General features: G+C 71.9%; 10 protein-coding genes. 9 read left to right on the top strand and 1 reads right to left on the bottom strand.

All coding sequences use genetic code 11. The features are described from left to right. Nucleotides 1-13: 13 nt before the first annotated feature. The 9 genes from K309_RS39090 to K309_RS0101925 are packed head-to-tail and all read left to right on the top strand — an operon-like array spanning nt 14 to nt 16,696. Nucleotides 14-2,536, top strand: a complete 2,523-nt coding sequence (locus K309_RS39090) for a hypothetical protein (RefSeq protein WP_156914284.1) — start codon at nt 14-16, stop codon at nt 2,534-2,536. A gap of 13 nt (nt 2,537-2,549) precedes the next feature. After that, complete coding sequence (locus K309_RS0101960) at nt 2,550-4,550, top strand: hypothetical protein (protein WP_029044848.1); 2,001 nt, start codon at nt 2,550-2,552, stop codon at nt 4,548-4,550. A gap of 12 nt (nt 4,551-4,562) precedes the next feature. Beyond that, nucleotides 4,563-6,827 (top strand): hypothetical protein, encoded by a 2,265-nt coding sequence (locus K309_RS0101955; RefSeq protein ID WP_029044847.1) that lies wholly within the window; start codon nt 4,563-4,565, stop codon nt 6,825-6,827. Nucleotides 6,828-6,838: 11 nt separating this feature from the next. Then, nucleotides 6,839-7,096 (top strand): hypothetical protein, encoded by a 258-nt coding sequence (locus K309_RS0101950; protein WP_051320289.1) that lies wholly within the window; start codon nt 6,839-6,841, stop codon nt 7,094-7,096. Nucleotides 7,097-7,098: 2 nt separating this feature from the next. Then, complete coding sequence (locus K309_RS0101945; protein ID WP_029044845.1) at nt 7,099-8,892, top strand: hypothetical protein; 1,794 nt, start codon at nt 7,099-7,101, stop codon at nt 8,890-8,892. A gap of 4 nt (nt 8,893-8,896) precedes the next feature. After that, nucleotides 8,897-11,044 carry an ATP-binding protein gene (locus tag K309_RS35745; RefSeq protein WP_051320288.1) on the top strand — a complete coding sequence of 716 codons (2,148 nt, stop codon included), beginning with the start codon at nt 8,897-8,899 and terminating at the stop codon, nt 11,042-11,044. 15 nt (nt 11,045-11,059) lie between these two features. Further along, on the top strand, nt 11,060-13,171 hold the full coding sequence (locus tag K309_RS0101935; protein WP_029044844.1) for an eCIS core domain-containing protein: 2,112 nt from the start codon (nt 11,060-11,062) through the stop codon (nt 13,169-13,171). A 16-nt stretch (nt 13,172-13,187) separates the two neighbouring features. Beyond that, nucleotides 13,188-16,196, top strand: coding sequence for an eCIS core domain-containing protein (locus tag K309_RS0101930; RefSeq protein WP_029044843.1), 3,009 nt, complete (start codon nt 13,188-13,190; stop codon nt 16,194-16,196). Nucleotides 16,197-16,210: 14 nt separating this feature from the next. Next, nucleotides 16,211-16,696 carry a hypothetical protein gene (locus K309_RS0101925; protein WP_156914283.1) on the top strand — a complete coding sequence of 162 codons (486 nt, stop codon included), beginning with the start codon at nt 16,211-16,213 and terminating at the stop codon, nt 16,694-16,696. A 43-nt stretch (nt 16,697-16,739) separates the two neighbouring features. Here the strand turns inward: K309_RS0101925 and K309_RS0101920 are convergent, their stop codons facing one another. Next, complete coding sequence (locus K309_RS0101920; RefSeq protein ID WP_232232297.1) at nt 16,740-17,783, bottom strand: sigma-54 interaction domain-containing protein; 1,044 nt, start codon at nt 17,781-17,783, stop codon at nt 16,740-16,742. Between the last annotated feature and the right edge of the window lie 192 nt (nt 17,784-17,975).

The raw sequence follows: 17,975 nt of genomic DNA, 5'->3' as shown, positions 1-17,975 counted from the left end.
CATGGGCAACGCAATGCATACCCCGACTGGCTGCTGCGACGCACCCTGCCCGGGCTGCGAGGTGCAGACCCCGCTGCGCAACCATTACTTCTTCGGCAAGCTGATGGACGTGCCGGACTTCGATGTCGAGCAGGCCTACGTGGTGGAGAAGTTCCGGCGCCACCACGCGCGGCTGCACGGCACCGGCGTGATCTGCGGGCTGGAGGTGGTGGCACACCCGAACCCCGCCTGCCGGGACCGCTACGTGGTGGTCAGGCCAGGCGCGGCGCTCGACTGCTGCGGCAACGAAATCCTGGTAATCGACGAGGAAACGCTGGACATCACCTGCTTCCCGGCCGTGCGGGCGCTGATCGAGCAGCCCGACGGCGCGGACCACCTGTTGCTGCTGTGCCTGCGCTACCGCGAGTGCCCCACCGAGGAAGTCCCGGTGCTGTACGACGAATGCGGTTGCGATGACACCCGCTGCGCGCCCAACCGCATCCTGGAAAGCTATGAATTCGACGTGCTGGTCGATCCGGACCTGCCGGCGGTGCCCCCCGCGCAGCCCCAGCCGCCCACGCTGACGTGGCAGGCCAGCGTCACGCTGGACGGTGCGCGCGCGGTGGCGCTGCACGAGGCCAGCCAGCGCGCCTACCTGGCCGCGGACCTGGCTGGCGGGGGCGGCACGGTGCAACAGCTGTGGCTATCGAACCAGGCCTATATCGCCACGCACAACTTTGCCACCGCGGTCTTCGGCATCGCCGTGAACGGCGACGGCACGCGGCTGGTGGCACTGGTGGCCGGCGCCACCGCGGCCGACCCGGCGCGGCTGGCGCTGCTCGATACCACATCCGCCGGCGCCTTCGCCGGTGCCGAGGACGCGACGCTCGACCTGGCGGGCACGGCCGGCGCCACGCAGGCCTGGGTGATGGCGATCGGCGCGAACCGCGTTGCGGCGCTGGTGGTCAGCGGCGGCGACAGCCTGCTGTTTACCGTCGATGTTGCGCCGGGCACGCTGACGGCCGTGCTCGACGCCACGCTGAGCGGCTTTGCCGCGACCGCATGGGCGCTCGGCAGCGACGGCAAGACGCTGTATCTGGCGCAGGCCAACGGCGCCATGCAGTCGGTCGACCTGACGGCGGCAGCGCTAGCGCCGTCCGCGCTCGGCCTGTCCGGCACCAACGTCAATGCGCTGGCCACGGTCAAGACCGATGCCCTCGACCTGCTCGCCTGGACCGACCAGGCCGGCCAGCGCATCGCCCTGTCCAAGCCGGACGGCACGCTGCTGCACCAGGATCCGCTGCCCGCGCCGCCCGTGGCGCTGGCCGCCGAACCGGCCGGTCGCTTCGGCTACGTGCTGATGCAGCCCGCCACCGGCAACAGCCGCATCGTCGCGGTCGACCTGCGCCGCATGCAGCAGGGCCAGCCGGCGCTGCTGTCCAACGCGCTGGAGATCGGCCCGGGCGGCGACGCGCTGGCGCTCGCCGGCGAGCGGCTGTGGGCGGTCTATGACGACGGCGCCGCGATCGCCGCCATCGAGGCCACCCATTGCGAAGATTTTCTCGATCCGCATCCCTGCCCGGCCTGCCCCGCGCCGGACTGCGTAACGCTGGCCACGATCGCCCAATACCGTCCGTCGCGCAAGCTCGAAGACCCGGCCGTGCCGCCCAGCGACCCGCTCGCCGACGCGGCGGCCAACATCGCCCGGCTCGACATGCTGACCTGGCGCGCGACCGTGCCCAGCGTGGCCGATCTGGCACTGGCGGTGCGCTGCATGCTGGAGCACTGCTGCGGCGGCACCAGCGCCAAGGGCGAGCAGGGCGATCCCGGGCTGCCCGGACAACAGGGTGAGAAGGGTGAGAAGGGTGAGAAGGGTGAGAAAGGCGAGAAGGGAGACAAGGGAGACAAGGGAGATAAGGGTGACAAAGGCGACCAGGGCGAGCCAGGCAAGCCTGGCGAGGGCCTGGACTGGGCCCTGCCCCACATCTGCGACATCAACTGGAAGCATGCCGAGCACATCCCCTTCGACGCCATCGCCAGGGGACTGGTGGTGGCATTCGACACGCCGGTGATGGCCGCCGACCTGCATGCCGACGCCATCCACCTGCAGGTGCAGCACGATGAACGCCTGATCGAGCTGCCGCTGCGCTGCTGGTGCGACCTGCCGCTGTCGCGCGAAGACCTGGAGCCCGGCCGGCTGGAACGCGACTGCGATGCGCAGACCCAGTTCGACCCGGGCATCGACGCCAACGGCATGGCCACCGCGGTGCGCATCGGCCAGCAGATCCTGCCGAAGCTGGTCGAGACCATGCAGGGCAAGCCGGCCAGACTGCGGCTGCTGGTCAACGGCGACTTCATCCGCGGGTTGCACCACGACACCGGGCAGCTGCGCGCGCTCGATGCCGACCACATCCCCAAGCTGGTCCCGCCGTCGCCGCCCAATCCGCCGCAGCCCGGCAATGTGCCGGAGTGGCTGCAGCCGCAAGACGAGCGCGTCAGCGGCGATGGCATCGAGGGCGGCACCTTCGAAAGCTGGTTCACCGTAGAACGAGGATAGGGAGCACCAGGCGATGAACACCGTGAACGACCTCTATCGCAAGCGCCAGGGCCAGAGCCCCACCGCCTGCCCGCCCGAACCCTGCGTGTGCGGCACCTGCGGCATGCTGGAATGCCTGTGCCGGCCGCGCTTCTTCGCCGGCCAGGTGCTGACCGCCGACGACCTCAACCGGCTCGACGGCTATATCCGCGGCAAGCACCGGCTGCACAATCGGCAGTTGCACGGCTGGGGCGTGGTCAACGGGCTGGAGGTGACCTGCAACCCGTGCGGAGACGGTGTCGCGGTCGGCTGCGGCTATGCGCTCAGCCCCTGCGGCGACGACATCGTGGTGTGCGAGGCGGTCAGCGTCGATGTATGCGAGCTGATCCGGCGCTGCAAGGATGCGGAGCACCGCTGGCAGCAGTGCGAGCCGATGAAGCATCCGTCGCCGCAGCAGTGCGACGCCGGCGAAGAAGAGTGGATCCTGGCGATCCGCTACGCCGAAGCGCCCGCGCGCGGCGTCAGGCCGCTGCGCCCGGCGCCGGACTGCACCGCCAACAGCTGTGCCTGCGGCGGCAATGGTGGCAAGTGCGGCTGCGGCGGGGCCTGCGGCGGCATGAAATGCGGTTGCAACGGCGGCGGCTGCAACGGCGGCGGCGGCGCCACGCTGGCCAGGCCACGCGGCGCGCCGGTGCAGTGCGAGCCCACCGTGATCTGCGAGGGCTTTGCCTTCGAGGTCTACCGCAAGCCGCCCGACAAGGCTCCGGATCCTGTCGGGACCACCGACAGCACCGTCGGGGGCGCGGCAGGCAACAACCAGGCCTTCAACCCCGACTCCGAACTGATGCAGCGCTTCCGCTGCTGCATCGAGCTGCTGGCCACGCAGATGCCCAAGCTGCCCGGCACGCTCAAGGTCCCCGCCACCGCCGCCGAGGCACAGGCGTGGTACCAGTGGATCGGCGCGGCGCGCATGCAGTTGCGCCGCTATTTCGCCAGCCACGGCAGCTACAACTGCGACCTGATGGCGCAGTTCAATGCCATCTCCTATCCCGCTGCGGGCACGCTCGCCAATGCGGGCGCCATCTACCTGGCGATGGTGCTGCTGATGATCGTGTGGCTCGACGCAGTGCTCGCCTGCTTTTGCTCGGCGCTGCTGCCGCCGTGCCCGGCGCCGACGCGCGAGGTGCGCGTGCCGCTGGCGTCGCTGCATGTCGCCGGCGGCTGCGGCGCCCAGTCCTGCCGCGTGCTGCGCGTGTGCAACTGGACCGTGCACCGCAAGTTCGCCACCACCTTCCCGTCGCTGCAGTACTGGCTCGGCATCCTGCCGTTCGGCAAGCAGCTGCGGCAGCTGCTGGAAAACCTGTGCTGCTTCGATATCGGCGGCATCCTGCCCGACACGCCGCCGCAGGACACCGTGCCGGGCGCGCAGCCCGGACTCTTTGCGATGCGCAGGGAGATCGCACCCGGTGCGGCACCGGACGTTACACCTGATGCCGCGGCCGGGAACGGGAACGGGAACGGCAGCGGCAACGCCGACATCAAGCTGGCCGATGCGGCCTACCAGCGCGCCAACGACCTGCTGAACCCGGCCGTGGCCGAGCCCGACCGCATCGCCGGCGCCACCGGGCTGCTGCGCGCCGCGCTGGCGCGCACAGGCAAGACGCTGGAGTTCAGCACGCTGGCGGAAAGCATGATGGGGCCCGGCAGCCCCGGCAACGGCCGGGACCGGCTGTCCCCCGCGGAGACGGCCAACCTGCCCCAGTTCGTGATCGCCAACCAGCTGATGCGTCCGGCCGTCACGGCCGCGATCGCACCGCTGCTCGACGCCGCGCTGGGCCTGTCGCTGCGCGCCACCGCCTTTGCCGGGGCAACGCCGCAGACAGCTGCGCCCGACGCCATGGCCGCCCTGCGCACAGAGATGGACGCGCTGCGCGACAGCGTCAAGGCGCAGGCCGCGGAGATCGAACGGCTCAAGGCGGTGGCCAAACCCGCGCCCAAACCCGCCGCCAAGCGCAGCGGCCGCAAACCCGGCTAGGAGGAAGGCGCCATGACCACCGAATTCGCCGAGCGGCCGCGCTTCTTCGAGGGCCAGTATCTTGGCGCCGAGGACCTGCAGGCGCTGCTGCGCTACTTCAGCACGCTGCTGGCGCGCCATCACCTGGCCAGCCACAGCTGGGGCATCGCCTCCGGCATCGAGCTGGTCTACCAGGACTCGCCGCAGGGCACGGTCGAGGCCTACCTGACGCCGGGGTTGGCCACCGACGGCTATGGCCGCGCCATCGTGGTGGCCGAGCCCTTCCCGCTCGACGCCGGCCTGTTCGCCGGGCAGCCGGCCGGCCTGGTGAACGTCTGGCTCCGCTATGACGAGGCCGCCGGCCAGGGCGTGCGCCCGGGCTTCGAGGTGTGCGGAGCCACCGATGTCTATGCACGCGTGGTCGAGTCGTTCCTGGTCGAGGTCGGCGAGCGCAAGACCATCGAGACCCGCCAGAGCGGCGTGGCGCTGGGCGACGACAGCTACGGCGACGCGCGCGAGGCGCCGGGCGCGCTGCTGCCGCTGCAGCCGGTCGCGCCGGATGGGTCGGTGCCGGCGCAGCGCTTTCCCGGCGCTGACGATCCCAGCCTGTGGCTGATCCCGGTCGGGCGCGTGCTATGGCAGGGCGGCGCGCTGCAGAAGCCGACACCCGCCAGCGCCACCCAGTCACGCCTGTTCCGCCGGCATTCGGGCTGGATCGGCGAGGCGCTGCACGGCACCGGCGGCCTGCTGCGGCTGCGCGGGCGCTGGATACCGCGTGCGGGCGCCACGCCAATCGAGCAATTGTGCGAAGCCGACCAGCCCGCCGCCGCCGACCTGGTGTTCTGCGCCAGCGACCCCGACACGCCGCACTTCCGCGAACCGGTCTGGCTCGACGCCGATACGCGCGCGCGCGGCCACCTGCGCTACTACGGCACGCGCGCCGAGTGGGTCGATGCCGGCGGCACCGATTACCTGGCACAGGGCACCGTCACAGCGCTCCAGCGCGCCGCGCCCAGTGCCGTCGACGGGGTCGACCTGGAGGTGCTGCTGGGCCAGCCGCAAGGCACCGCCGGCCCGACCCGGCTCACCCTCGGCGCCGCCACGCCGACCGGCACCGATCCCTGCGCAATCGGCTTCAGCTATACCGCCGGCGTGTCGATCCAGCACGACGGCCGCGTCGGCATCGGCAGCACCGACAAGGCGCTGGCCCTGCCGCTGACGGTACGCGCGATCGCCGCCAACGGCGGCCTGGTCGCGCTGGAAGACACCGGCGGCGCGCTGGCGTGGCAGATCAACCTGGGGCCGGCCAAGAACGGCCTCAACGTGACCCAGGGCGATCCCACGCTGAGCAACCTGTTCATCGAGGCGGCCAGCGGCAATGTCGGCATCGGCACGCTGACGCCGGGCGCGCGGCTCGACATCCAGCAGGTGCCGTCGCCGCAGGGCAATGCGGTGGGCAACGGCAAGTGGCTGCAGATGGGCAACAGCGGCGCGCCCGATGCCGGCCAGGCCTGGTTCCAGTACGGCCCGCAGCTGGCACCGCTGCTGGTGCTGAGCGACCTCGACGAGCCGCCCCGGGTCCAGTTCCAGCAGGTCGGCAACGGCAACGAGGCAGCCGCCCAGTTTTCGAGCTGGATCGGCCAGGCGCGCAGCAACTCGCCCGACCTGGCGCTGTTCGGCGGCAGCGTCGGCATCGGCACGCTGACGCCGTCGCGCACGCTGCATGTGGTCGGCAGCGAGATCCACAGCGGCGGCGGCGGTGCCGGGTTTTCGTTCGAGAACCGCGAGACCGGCGCCTTTATCGGCAGCCCGGGCAACGGCGAGCGCTGGGTCTGGTACGCCAGCGGCGGCAATGCGCGGCTGTGGAGCAACGGCGACAAGCTGACCGTGACCCCGGCCGGGCGCATGGGCCTGGGCACCGCCGCGCCGGCCAGCACGCTGGAAGTGCGCGGCGCGATCCGGCTTGGCGACAACGGTGACTATTTCGCCGTGGGCGGCCTGGCCGAGATGCGCATCGTGGCCGGGCAGGCCAGCGCGGGCGGCGGCTCCGCCGGCACCGGGTGGAGCGTGACGCGCACCGGCACGGGCCAGTACACCGTGAGCTTCGCGCCGGCCTTTAACGCGACGCCGGTCATCGTCGCCAGCCTGGTCGACTCGGCCAACGACGACCAGGTTTGCACCGTGCGCAACGTAGGCCCCGGCGGTTTCACGCTGGTCGCCCGCGACGTCACGCCACCGTCGGAAGGCAGCTTCGTCGACAACGCCTTCCACTTCGTCGCCTACGGGCCCCGCACCTGAAAGGAGCCGCCATGGACCACGCCACCGCCAATGCGCCCGCGGCATCCGCCGCGCCCATCGAACGCAGCCTGCTGCAGGCGCGCCTGGCCACGCTGCGCAGCGAATACAGCGCGGGCCAGCGGCTGCTGGCCGAGGCCGAGGCGCGGGCCGCCACGCTGCGCGAGCAGTTGCTGCGCATCGGCGGTGCCGCGCAGGTGCTGGAGGAGCTGCTGGCCGTCGACGCGCAGCCCGCTGCCGCGGCCGCCACAGCTGTCACTACGCAGGCATAGCCATGGCCCACCTGCGCATCCGCCACTGGCACAACGCGTACACGGTGCCTGCCGCGCACCCCGCGCCGGCCGCGCTCGGCCATCAGCTGGACGGGCTGGCGCCGAAAGTGGCACAGGCGCTGGCGGACCAGCTCGACGCCCTCGGCCTGGATGACGATGCCGTGGTGCTGTTGCCGCGGCTGGAGATCGACTGCGAGATCGACACCGCGTGCCCCGGCGAGCAGATCGTGCGCCACTGGTCGCGCCAGCTGGCGCTGGCCGTTGCGCGCGCAGTGGCGGACCCCGCCGGCGACGCCATGCAGATGCCCTCGCGCGCGGCCTACCATGCGCGCTTCATCGAACGGCTGCTGCGCGGCGACGGCTGGGACAGCTGGCTCTTCCACCGCTTTGCCGGCCTGCGCATGCTGCCGGCAGCGGCGGCCATCCGCACGCTGCTGACCGAAGACGCCGCCACCGGGCGCGCCACGCTGGCGCTGCTGGACGGGGCAAGCTGGCCCACGCTGCTGGCGGCGCTGGGCGAGCGCGAGGCGGTGCGCATCCTGTGCCGCTGGCACGAGCAGGAGAGCCATGGCGCCGATGCAGGCCACCTGGACCCCGCTGCCGGCGCATGGCGAGCGGCCTCGCCCGGCCGCGTCCCCCCGCCGCTGCTGGCGCTGTGGCTGCTCGCACACGGCGGTGCGGCGCAACCGGCCGGCATTGGCGCGGTTTGCTGGCTGGCGGCCTTGCTGTCGATGCCTGACGACATGGCCGCCGGCGAACTGGCGCGGATGGCAACGCGCGGCGTGATCGGTGTGACCGACAAGGGGCCAGCCCTGTCCACAGATGCGGACTGGCTGCTGCTGCTCGCCACCACGCCGCAGGCCGTGCGTGCAGCGATGGCGCCGCTGGCGGCGCAGGCGAGGCAGCTCCGGCACGACCGCGTGCCAGCCACAACCGAGGCTGCGCCGGAGCAGCTTGACGCGCCATTCGGTGGCCTCGCGTGGCTGCTGCCTGCCCTGCACGACCTGTCCGACCTGTCCGACCTGCACAACCCGTGCGACCCGTGCGACGGCGGCTGGGCCAGCGCACTGCCCGCGCCGCCAGCCGGGGCCGGCAGCGCGCGTGACCTTGCCGTGCTGCTGGCGCTGGCGATCGCTGCCGGCCCTCGTGGCGAACAGGTGTGGCGGGATCCGTTCTGGCGCACCTTCCTGCGGGTGGCACCGGGCGTCGCGTTGCCGGCGCTGCACGACTGGCTGGCCGCCGCGGACCCCGGCGCGCCCGCCCTGGCGCTGGCCACCACGTTGCGCCGCTGCGCCTTCACCGGCGCCGCGCGACTCCGGCTGCCGGCCGGCGCGACCCGCATCGAGGTATGGGTCGAGCCCGGCAGCGCCTGCCGCCTGCATGCCGCGACGCCACCGGCCAACCTGGGCGACCTGGCCGAGTCCGCCCCGCTGCCCTTCGCCATGCGGCTGCGCCTGACGCGGCTGCTGCGCCAGGATCTTGCGCTGCTGCGCGCCAGCCCGGTGCTGGCGGCGCTGCCGCCGGCCTGGCAGGACACCTTCGCCACGCTGGCGCAGGCCGCGCTGCGGCGCACTGCCTTCCGCATTCCGGGCGCGGCCTGCTGCACCTTGCCCTACCTGTTCCACAACGTGCTCGACACGCGCGGCGAAGCCCGGCGCGAAGACTCCACCGCCGCGGCCTGGACCCTCCTGCTGCGCCGCCCGCCGCTGCATGTGCTGCTGAGCCTGAACGGCATGGCACGGCTGCGGCTCACCTGGCCAGGCCAGCGCCAACTGGCCTTGCACTGCACGGAGTGAGGCGATGCGCCGCGATCTCGACCCGCTCATCGCCGGCGGCCCACAGGCACCGATGCCGGCGCCATGGCCGCAGGCACACCCCTTCGGCAACGAACGGCTCTGGCTGGACTGCCTGGTCGAGCGCGAAATCCTGCGCCTGCGCGCGCGCTACGAACTGTCGCTCGACGAACTGCGCGGCCTCTATATCTCCGACCGCCAGGTCGATGCGCTGCTGCGCCAGCAGGCCGGGCAGGACGGACAGCCCGATGCCGATCCCGCCGGCGCGCTCACGCGCCAGGCCGCGCAGTGGCGCGAGCATTTCAACGCGGGCTCGCCGCTGGCGCTGCTGGGCGAGCGGCTGGCGCTGGCACCGGCGGATCTGGAGCTGCTGTTCATCGTGCTCGCGCCCGAACTCGACCTGCGCTACGAGACGCTCTACGCCTACCTGAACAACGACATCACGCGCAAATTCGCCACCGTCGACATGGTGTGCCGGCTCCTCGGCGCCGACGGGGTCCCGCATGACGCCGCCGCGCTGCGCGGCCGCATCGGCACGCTGGCCGCCGCCGGCATCCTGGTGCTGGCCGACGGCGCGGAGCAGCGCAGCGCGCTGGGACAGGGGCTGGCACTGGCCCCGCCGGCGGTGCGGTTCCTGCTCGGCATCCCGCCTCCCGCCCAGGAAATCCCCGGCACTGACGAACCCTGGCTGGAAACCGTGGCCGCCGGCGACCGTACCGCGCCGCACACGCGGCACACGTCGCATGCCTCGGCCGAGCTGATCGCCTGCCGCGGCGACGACGCCGGGCGCCAGGCCGGCTGGGCACGCCAGCTGCTGGCATGCCGCGGGCGCCACGCGCTGCACCTGGCGCCCGCCGCCCTGCTATCCGGCACGGCGGCGCTGCTGTGCGCGCGGCTTGCCGGCGCCGCGCTGGTGCTGCACGAGGCCGCCGGCCGCGACCCCGCCGCCGACGAGCGCCTGGCCGGCGCGCTGCGGCATGCGCTCGACACCGGCGTCGACGTGCTGTGGCTGGTGCCGCCCGGCTGGCACCCCACGCCCGCGCTGGCGCGCCTGCCACTGACCAGCTTCGCGCTGCGCGCCGCCAGCAGCGCCGAGCGCGCGCGGGACTGGGCGGATGCGCTGCACGACGCCGGGCCTGGCGATGGCGGGCCGGCCGCGCAGGCCATGGCGGGCATGCTTGCCGGCCGCTTCTCGCTGTCGGGCACGCGCATCCGGCAGGCCGCGCGCGCGGCGCGGGCGCTGCGTGCCGCCGATCCCGCCATCGGCCCCGACGAAGCCCTCGACCGGGCCGCGCGCCAGCTCGCCGCGCAGGGACTGGCGCAGGTGGCGGAGCTGGCTACGCGCCCGCACCGCTGGCCGCAGCTGGTGCTGCCCGCCACCACGCTGCAACTGCTGCACGAGATCGCCGCGGCCATCGCGTGCCGCGAACAGGTGTTCCGCGAGTGGAACATGCAGGGCCGTACCGGCCGCAGCGCGGGGCTGATGGTGCTGTTCGCCGGCGCGTCGGGCACCGGCAAGACCATGGCGGCGTCGGTGCTTGCCAACCACGCCGGCCTGGACCTGTTCCGCGTCGACCTGGCCAGCGTGGTGTCGAAATACATCGGCGAGACCGAGAAGAACCTGGAGCGCATCTTCAGCGCCGCGCGGGACGCCGACGCGATCCTGCTGTTCGACGAGGCCGATGCCCTGCTCGGCAAGCGCGCCGAGGTCAAGGACGCGCACGACCGCTACGCCAATATCGAGGTGGCATACCTGCTGCAGCGCATGGAAACGCACGACGGCGTGGTGATCCTGGCCAGCAACCTGCCCAAGAACCTTGACCCGGCCTTTGCGCGGCGCATGCACTACACGGTCGAGTTCGGGCGGCCCAATGCGGCGCTGCGCGAGCAGTTGTGGCGCGGCATGTTCCCGCCGGGCGTGCCGCTGACGGGCGACATCGACTATACGTTCGTCGCCGGGGAATTCGAGCTGACCGGCGGCGACATCCAGACCATTGCGCTGGAAGCGGCGCTGCTCGCCGCGGGCGAAGGCAGCGCGGTCGGCATGGCGCAACTGATGCGGGCACTGTCGCGGCGCCAGACCAAGCATGGCGATCCCGGCGCGGCGGCGCGCTTCCGCGCCTACCAGGACACCATCGAGCGGGGGCGCGCCTGAGGCGCGGCGACGGCCATGGCGCACTATGCCCGCCATGCCTGGCGGCAACGGCCCGCGGGCGAACCGCCGCAAGGACCCGGCCGGCAGCACCACCGGCCCGGTGCCGGCGGCGCGCCGGCGCGGCTCGACAACCAGGCCGCCCAACGCTACCGGCCCGGGCCCGGGACCGGCCGCCACGATGTCGCCGCCATGCTCGCCAGGCTCGCCGCCCTGCCCGCGCGCAGGCTGGATGCCCGCGAGCGCGAACGCCTGCCCGCCGCGGTGCGCGAGCCGGCCAGGCAGGCCCTGCTGCACACCGGCCCCGAGGCTGCCGCCATGGCGCTGGCCTTGCGCGCCCGCGCTTTCACGGCCGGTCGCCACGTTGCCTTCGGCGAGCTCCAGTTCGCGCCGGGCTCGACAGCTGGCAACCGGCTGCTCACGCACGAGCTGAGCCACGTCGGCCAGCACCGCGGCGGCGACCTCCCCAGCCATGGCGAAGTGGCCCCGGCCAGCAGCGCGCCGGAGCAGGAAGCCGCGCGGGTGGCGGAGGGCACCGCGCCTGCCCTCGCCGCCCCCGCGCACGGCGGCATCCTGCGCGACGAAGACCGGACCTCGAGCCGCGACGACCTGATCGCGCGCTTCCGCGCCGCCGTGCGCTATGGCCGCTGGGAAGAAGCGGCCGTGCTGCTCAACGGCTTCAGTGACAAAGACATCGACATGCTGCTGGGCGAGCTCTCGCGCAAGGACCGCGAGCTGCTGCGCAACGGCGCCGCCAGGGGCATGCCCGGGTGGTCGAAGCGGGTCACCGATCCGATCGAGGGCATGGCCTTTGCCGACATGGAGCAGGACCGCATCCGCCAGTTGCGGCAGGACTATGACAACGCCGTCGCCAAGGGCAACTGGGACGACGCGGCCCTGCTGCTCAACGGCTTCAACGACGCGGACATCGCGGCACGCACCGCGCAGCTGGGCCCCGAACAGCTCGACGCGCTGACCCAGGCCGCGGACCGCAAGATGCCGGGCTGGGGAGACCGCGTGATCTTTCCCGCCCAGGCCAGCCTGCTCAACCAGGTGCCGCTGCTGTTCCCCGGCGGCGGCGCGCCGCGCAACCCGCTGGTCAACTGGAACGCGGGCAACCTGCGCGGCCTGCCGGCGGAAGACATGGTGCTGGTCAACAACTATGCGGGCGCGGTCAAGCTGCCGCGCAACTTTCCCGGCGTGGATTTCATCGAGGGCGGCACCGCCACGCCGATCACCGGCCTCGGGCGGCAGGGCCTGCCCTTCTCCGGCCAGAGCGCCAGCATCGAGGGCGGCGGGCTGATCCAGCTCAAGACGATGAAGAACTCGCTGGACTTCTACCAGCAGCCCGACACGATGTACAAGGAACTGAGCAAGGGGCTGGAAAAGCTCGCCAACTTCGAGCCCGGCACCGGGCGCAGCGAGAAGATCGGCAACGAATGGTTCCGCATCGAACACCAGGGCACGCCGCAACGCCGCATCCTCCATATCGAGCTGGAGGTCGCGCCGACGCCGCAGCAGCAGGCGCAGCTGGCCCGGCTGGCGACCGACGCGCAGAGCTACGGCGCCTTCGGCGCGGGCAACAAGGTCGAGGTGGTGGTCAAGACGCCGCCGCCGCAGAGCAAGGCCGGCCCCTATGCCAGCTGGGGCGCGGGCACCTTCAACATCGCGCTGTTCGCCGCGCAGACCATTGGCCGGCAGAAGAAGATGGCGCGGGACCTGGAAACCAAGGGCTACGCGCCGGTGGGCCCGCTGGCCTACGCCGACCAGCCGTGGTACGTCAGACTTGGCAGCTTCCTGCGCGGCGACTTCATGGAGCGCTTCGGCGATGTCGGGCCGGTCAATATGCCCGTGTGGCGCGCCAACGTCCGCGGCAAGGCGAACGCCAAGCGTCCCGGTGAAACGCTGGTGGTGAGCTGGCAGTACAAGGACCCGCTGGATCCGCTGGGCTTTATCCAGGACGTCGACGTCACCTACCAGAAGAAGCAGGATGGCAGCTGGGAAGTGAAATCGGTCGAGGACAAGCCAGATGGCTTTACGCCGCCCAGCCTCGATACGATCCTGGATCCCAAGGTGACGGACCAGGGCGTGGAACTCCACCTGACCTGCTCCGCCACCCGGTGCGCCTGAGCCGCCGGAGAACGCCATGCAGACCCGAGCCCACGCTGACCGCACCGCCAACGCCGCCGGCACCGACCGGGGCGACCGGGCCGGAAAGCCCGCCAGTGCCGGACGCCAGCAGCGCGGCGGCGCCGACCCCGCCGGCACCCGCCTTGCCGGCGCCGCGCAGCCTGGCAATTTGGCCCTGCAGGACCTCTACGCGCGTGGCGAGATCCGCACCAGGCACACGGTGGGCGCACCCGGCGACCCCGAAGAAGCCGAAGCCGACCGCATGGCCGATGCCGCGCTGGCCGGCAAGCCCGCCGGCTGCACCTGCGCGGCCGGCCAGCCGCCGTGCCCCCATTGCCGGGCCGCGGCGCACGGCACCGTGCGCCGCAAGCCGCGCGGCCATGGCTTGCCTGCCGGTTCCTCCAACCTGTCGCTGGGCCATGCGAGGCATCTCGGCGACAGCGAGCGCAGCTTCTTCGAGGCGCGCTACCAGGCCGACCTGTCCGACGTCCGCATCCACGACAATGCCGACGCTGCCGCCAGCGCGGCGCAACTGGACGCCCGTGCCTTCGCCCTCGGTTCGCACATCGCCTTCGGCGCCGGCCAGTACCGGCCGCACACCAGCGATGGCAAGCGGCTGCTCGGGCACGAACTCGCGCACGTGCTGCAGGACGGCCGTCGCGCGCAATCCGCGCCGACGCTGCGCCGGGATCCGCTGCAGTCCTCCTCGGCGTCAACCTCATCCACCTCGTCCACCTCATCCACCAGCCAGGCCTCTTCCCCGCTGAGCCTGGCGCCATCCGCCGGCGAGCCCCAGGTCTGCCGCGCCGAAGCCCCGGCCGCGCCGCAGATGTGCGTGGCGCCACCCGACCCGGCCAACCCGACCGTGCTGAACCTGACCGGCTCGCTGGACGAGCGCGTGTCGTCCTTCAAGGAGCTGGTGAAGACCACGGCCATCCACCGATTGCTGGCGAACAAGCGCAATCTCGGCATGTGGTCGGAGCTGGTGGACGAAGTCATTCCCAGCGAAGACCTGGCGGCAATGGGGATGACGCAATCCGGCGCGTCGCGCCCCTACTTCGAGCTGCAGGAAATGCGCGACCCGCTGATGCGCGAGCTGCGCGCGAGGCAGGCGTTCGGCGAGTTCCGGGCCTGCACCGGCTGCCACCTGGAAACGCAGATCTCCGCCTCGCGGACCGAGCGCGAGGCGCTCAGCTTCGGCAGCTGGGCCACCCCGACCGAACTGCGCGCGGGCATCCGTCCGCCGTCGCGCTTCGACACGCCGGCCGGCCAGTCCCTCCTGCCTGACCTGGGCGCGCTCTACGGCCTCGCGCCGGCGCCCGCCACCGGCGCGGCGACCCCGACCATCGCCGGCGGCAGCGCGCGGCCCAGCCTGTACCGCCCGCCGGCGGGATCGGCCGAAGCCGAGCTGCACCAGATGTTTCCCGATCCCGCGGCGACCCGGCAAGCGCTGGCCCGGGTCGGGCCGATCATGCAGGCACTGGGACCGGAGGGCTACAAGGTGCTGCCGGAGGGCATGCTCGACACGCTGCGCACCGGCACCGCGCTGGAGATACGCGAACAGATTATCTCGGCCATCACCACGCGCCGCGGCAACTACGACGAACTGATCAGCAAGATCCGCGCAAACGAGGTCGGCTACGAGCATTTCGGCCCTGTCATCCGGAGCCTGCTGCCGCTCGCCGACCCGGAGGTCCGCACCGCCATCCAGGATGAGATGGACCGCAACGCGTTCTGGGAGAAGGTCGAGTCAGTCGTCGTGGCCGCCCTGTCGGCACTGGCGCTGCTGCTCGCCATCTTCCCGCCGACCTCGGCCGCCGGCATCGCATTCTTCGCCGCGCTGGAAATCTCGCTTGGCGTCTATGGCGTGCAGAAGGGCCAGGAATCGATGCGCATCGGCTCCGCCTACGCGCTGGCCACCGGCGCGCACGACGTCTTCACGCCCGAGCAGCAGCGGGCCGGCGACGCGATGGTGCTCGGCGGCTTCATCAGCGTGGCCACCGGCTACCTGGGCATTTTCAGCGGGGCCTTCCGCATGAGCGCCGCCCTGCCGCGCGCAGCGCCGCTGGCGGAAGGCACCACCGCGCTGGCCGGCCGCGGCACCACCGCGGCCCGCACCATCGAGCGTGGCGAGTACGTCATCACAATCGGCGAGGACGGCGCCATGTTCGTGACCGTCGCCTCTCGCCCCGACCTGGTGATCATGGTGCGCGGCGAAACCGCGACGCTGTACCAGCTGCTCGAAGGCGGCGGCATGCGGGTCGCCGCCACCGCGACCGTGCCGTCGCGGGCAGCGGGCCCGGCGCCGCTGCTGCTGGGCGCGGGCACCGAAACCGGCGCGGCCAGTACCGCGCTGGTACCAGCGGGCACGCAGTCGCTGGTCGCCCCGGCGTCGGGTGCCACGGGCCACGCCCCGCTGATGCTGGGCGCCGGCAGCGAAGCAGGTGCCGCCAGCACCGCCCTGGTGCCGGTCGGCCCGCAGGCGCTAGTGCCGTTTGCGCCGGCGTCGCCCCTGTCGACCACGGGCCCGCTGTCGCTCGGCACCGGCCAGGCCGGCCGCGTGCTGATCACGCCGCCGCCACGCGAGCCCTTGATGCTCGGGCCGGGCAATGCCACCACCTACACCTGGGACGAGATCAGCCGCATGCGCCAGCCCATGCTGTGGCAAGAGCGTGAGACGCACCTGCAGCAGCTGTACGGCGCGCCCGGGCAACAGCATTTCCCGGTGCCAAATACTGGCGGGCGCTACGTGGATGTGCCCGTGCCGCAGGCCGGCGGCGGCGTGCTGGCGGGCGAAGCCAAGTCATACACGCGCTGGATCGGCGTGCCCGGACAGCGCGGCGGGATTGCGAATCAGGTCGAACTCACCGACCGCATCCGCGAACAGATCCAGCGCGACGTCTGGCTGCGCAACAACGTCCCGGGCTATGATCCACGCTGGATGTTCACCGACGCCCCGCCTTCTGCGGCTTTGCGGCAGGCGCTGCGGGACGAGGGCATCGTCTTTATCGAGTACCGCTTCTGACCGACTTGACCGACTTGACCGACTTGACCGAGCCCGCCCAACCCCTCCCTTCGCTGGCCGCCCGCCGCGCCTGGCTGGACACGCTCAAGGCGCGCCAGCGCGACATGCTGGGCGAACTCGCGCAGGTCGCCGGCATCGTGCCCCACAGCGCCCTTTCGGACGATCCGCAGGGCCAGTTCGCGCGGCTCGCGGCCTTTGTCGATGGCACCGACCTGCGGCCGGCCACGGACGATGCGCGCACCTGGCTGCTGAACCGGCTCGGCCTTTACCTGGCGCACTACGTGATGGCCCGCCACGGCGGCCAGCTCACGGTGCAGGACAATCCGCAGCAGCGCTTCTATCTTGCCTTTGTCGTCAGCGGCATGGACGCGCCGGTGCCGGCCGGGGCCAGGCTCGACCCGTTCGCGCTCGCCTACGACGCGATCCACGCACTGCCGCGCATCCCGCTCGGCACGCTGCTTGCCACCGCCGAACACGCGCTCACCCGAGTCGACCCATGAATCGGCCCGCATCGGCCGCATCGCAAGCGCGCCTGCAAGCCGGCTAGGAGAACTCGGCCCGGTCGATGCCGTGCTTCTTCAGCAACCTTCCGAAGACCCGTCGCTCCTTGCCCGCTTCACGCGCCGCCGCGGACACGTTGCCGTGGCTGCGCGCCAGCGCCGAGCGCAGGTAGGCCGCCTCGAATACCGCCAGGGCCTGGCTGCGCGCCTCCTTGAATGGCTGCATGCGGGGCGCAGCCTCGCTGGCCAAGTCGACCGTGCAAGGCGCCGCCGGGCAGCCTTCGGCATGCACGACGCGCCCCTCGCACGACAGCAGGCAACGCTGCACGAAGTTTTCCAGCTCACGCACGTTGCCCCGCCAGGGCTGTGCCAGCATCCACGCCAGCGAGTCCTGGTCGAACCGGCAGCCGGGCCAGCCATAGCGCGCGCAGAAGCGGGACGCGAACAGCTCGACCAGCGGCGGGATGTCTTCGGGGCGTTCTCTGAGGCTCGGCATGCGGACGTTGGCGACGTTGAGCCGGTAGAGCAGATCCTCGCGGAACCAGCCTTCCAGCGCGCCCTGCTTCAGTTCGCGGTTGGTGGCGGCGACGATGCGCACGTCGGCGCTGCGGCTTTGCGCGGCGCCCAGCGGCCGGTAGCGGAAGTCCTGGAGAAAGCGCAGCAGCGCCGCCTGGCTGCGCAGGGACAATGCATGGATTTCGTCGAAGAACAGCGTGCCGCCTTCTGCCTGCGCGACCAGGCCGGCTGCATCGCGGCGCGCATCGGTATAGGCGCCGCGCACGTGGCCGAAGAGCTCGCCTTCGAACAGCGTTTCGGGCAGCGCGCCGCAATCCACCGGGACGAAAGGCCGGTCTCGGCGCCGGCCGCGGTAGTGCAGGCTGCGCGCCACCAGTTCCTTGCCGGTACCCGTCTCGCCCAGGATCAGCACGGGCACCTCGACGCGGGCCAGCCGGGCCACCATCGCCATCGCCTTGCGGAACACCTGGCTGGATCCCAGCAATCCGCCGGGGTCCTCGCCCTCCGGCATGGCGCCGTGCTCCCCCGCCTGCGCGATGCCGGCAGGCGCGATTTCTTGTTTCGGAGACATCTTTTTCTCCCCCGGCGCCGGCAGCGCAGCGACAAGCATCACGCGCCACAGGTCCAAATGCCTCACCCCGCGCCTTTGTGCAGGGCAGCAGCAAAGAGGCGGGATGGCTACACACTAGCCCATGGCGGCCGAAACGCAATTAAGTTCGCCGCAGATCAGCTTTCATGCGCATTTGCTTTTTGCTTTCAACGC

Origin of the sequence: Cupriavidus phytohabitans (assembly GCF_000426345.1) — a bacterium.
Taxonomy (GTDB): Bacteria; Pseudomonadota; Gammaproteobacteria; order Burkholderiales; family Burkholderiaceae; genus Cupriavidus.
This window is presented reverse-complemented; position numbering and strand designations above follow the sequence as displayed.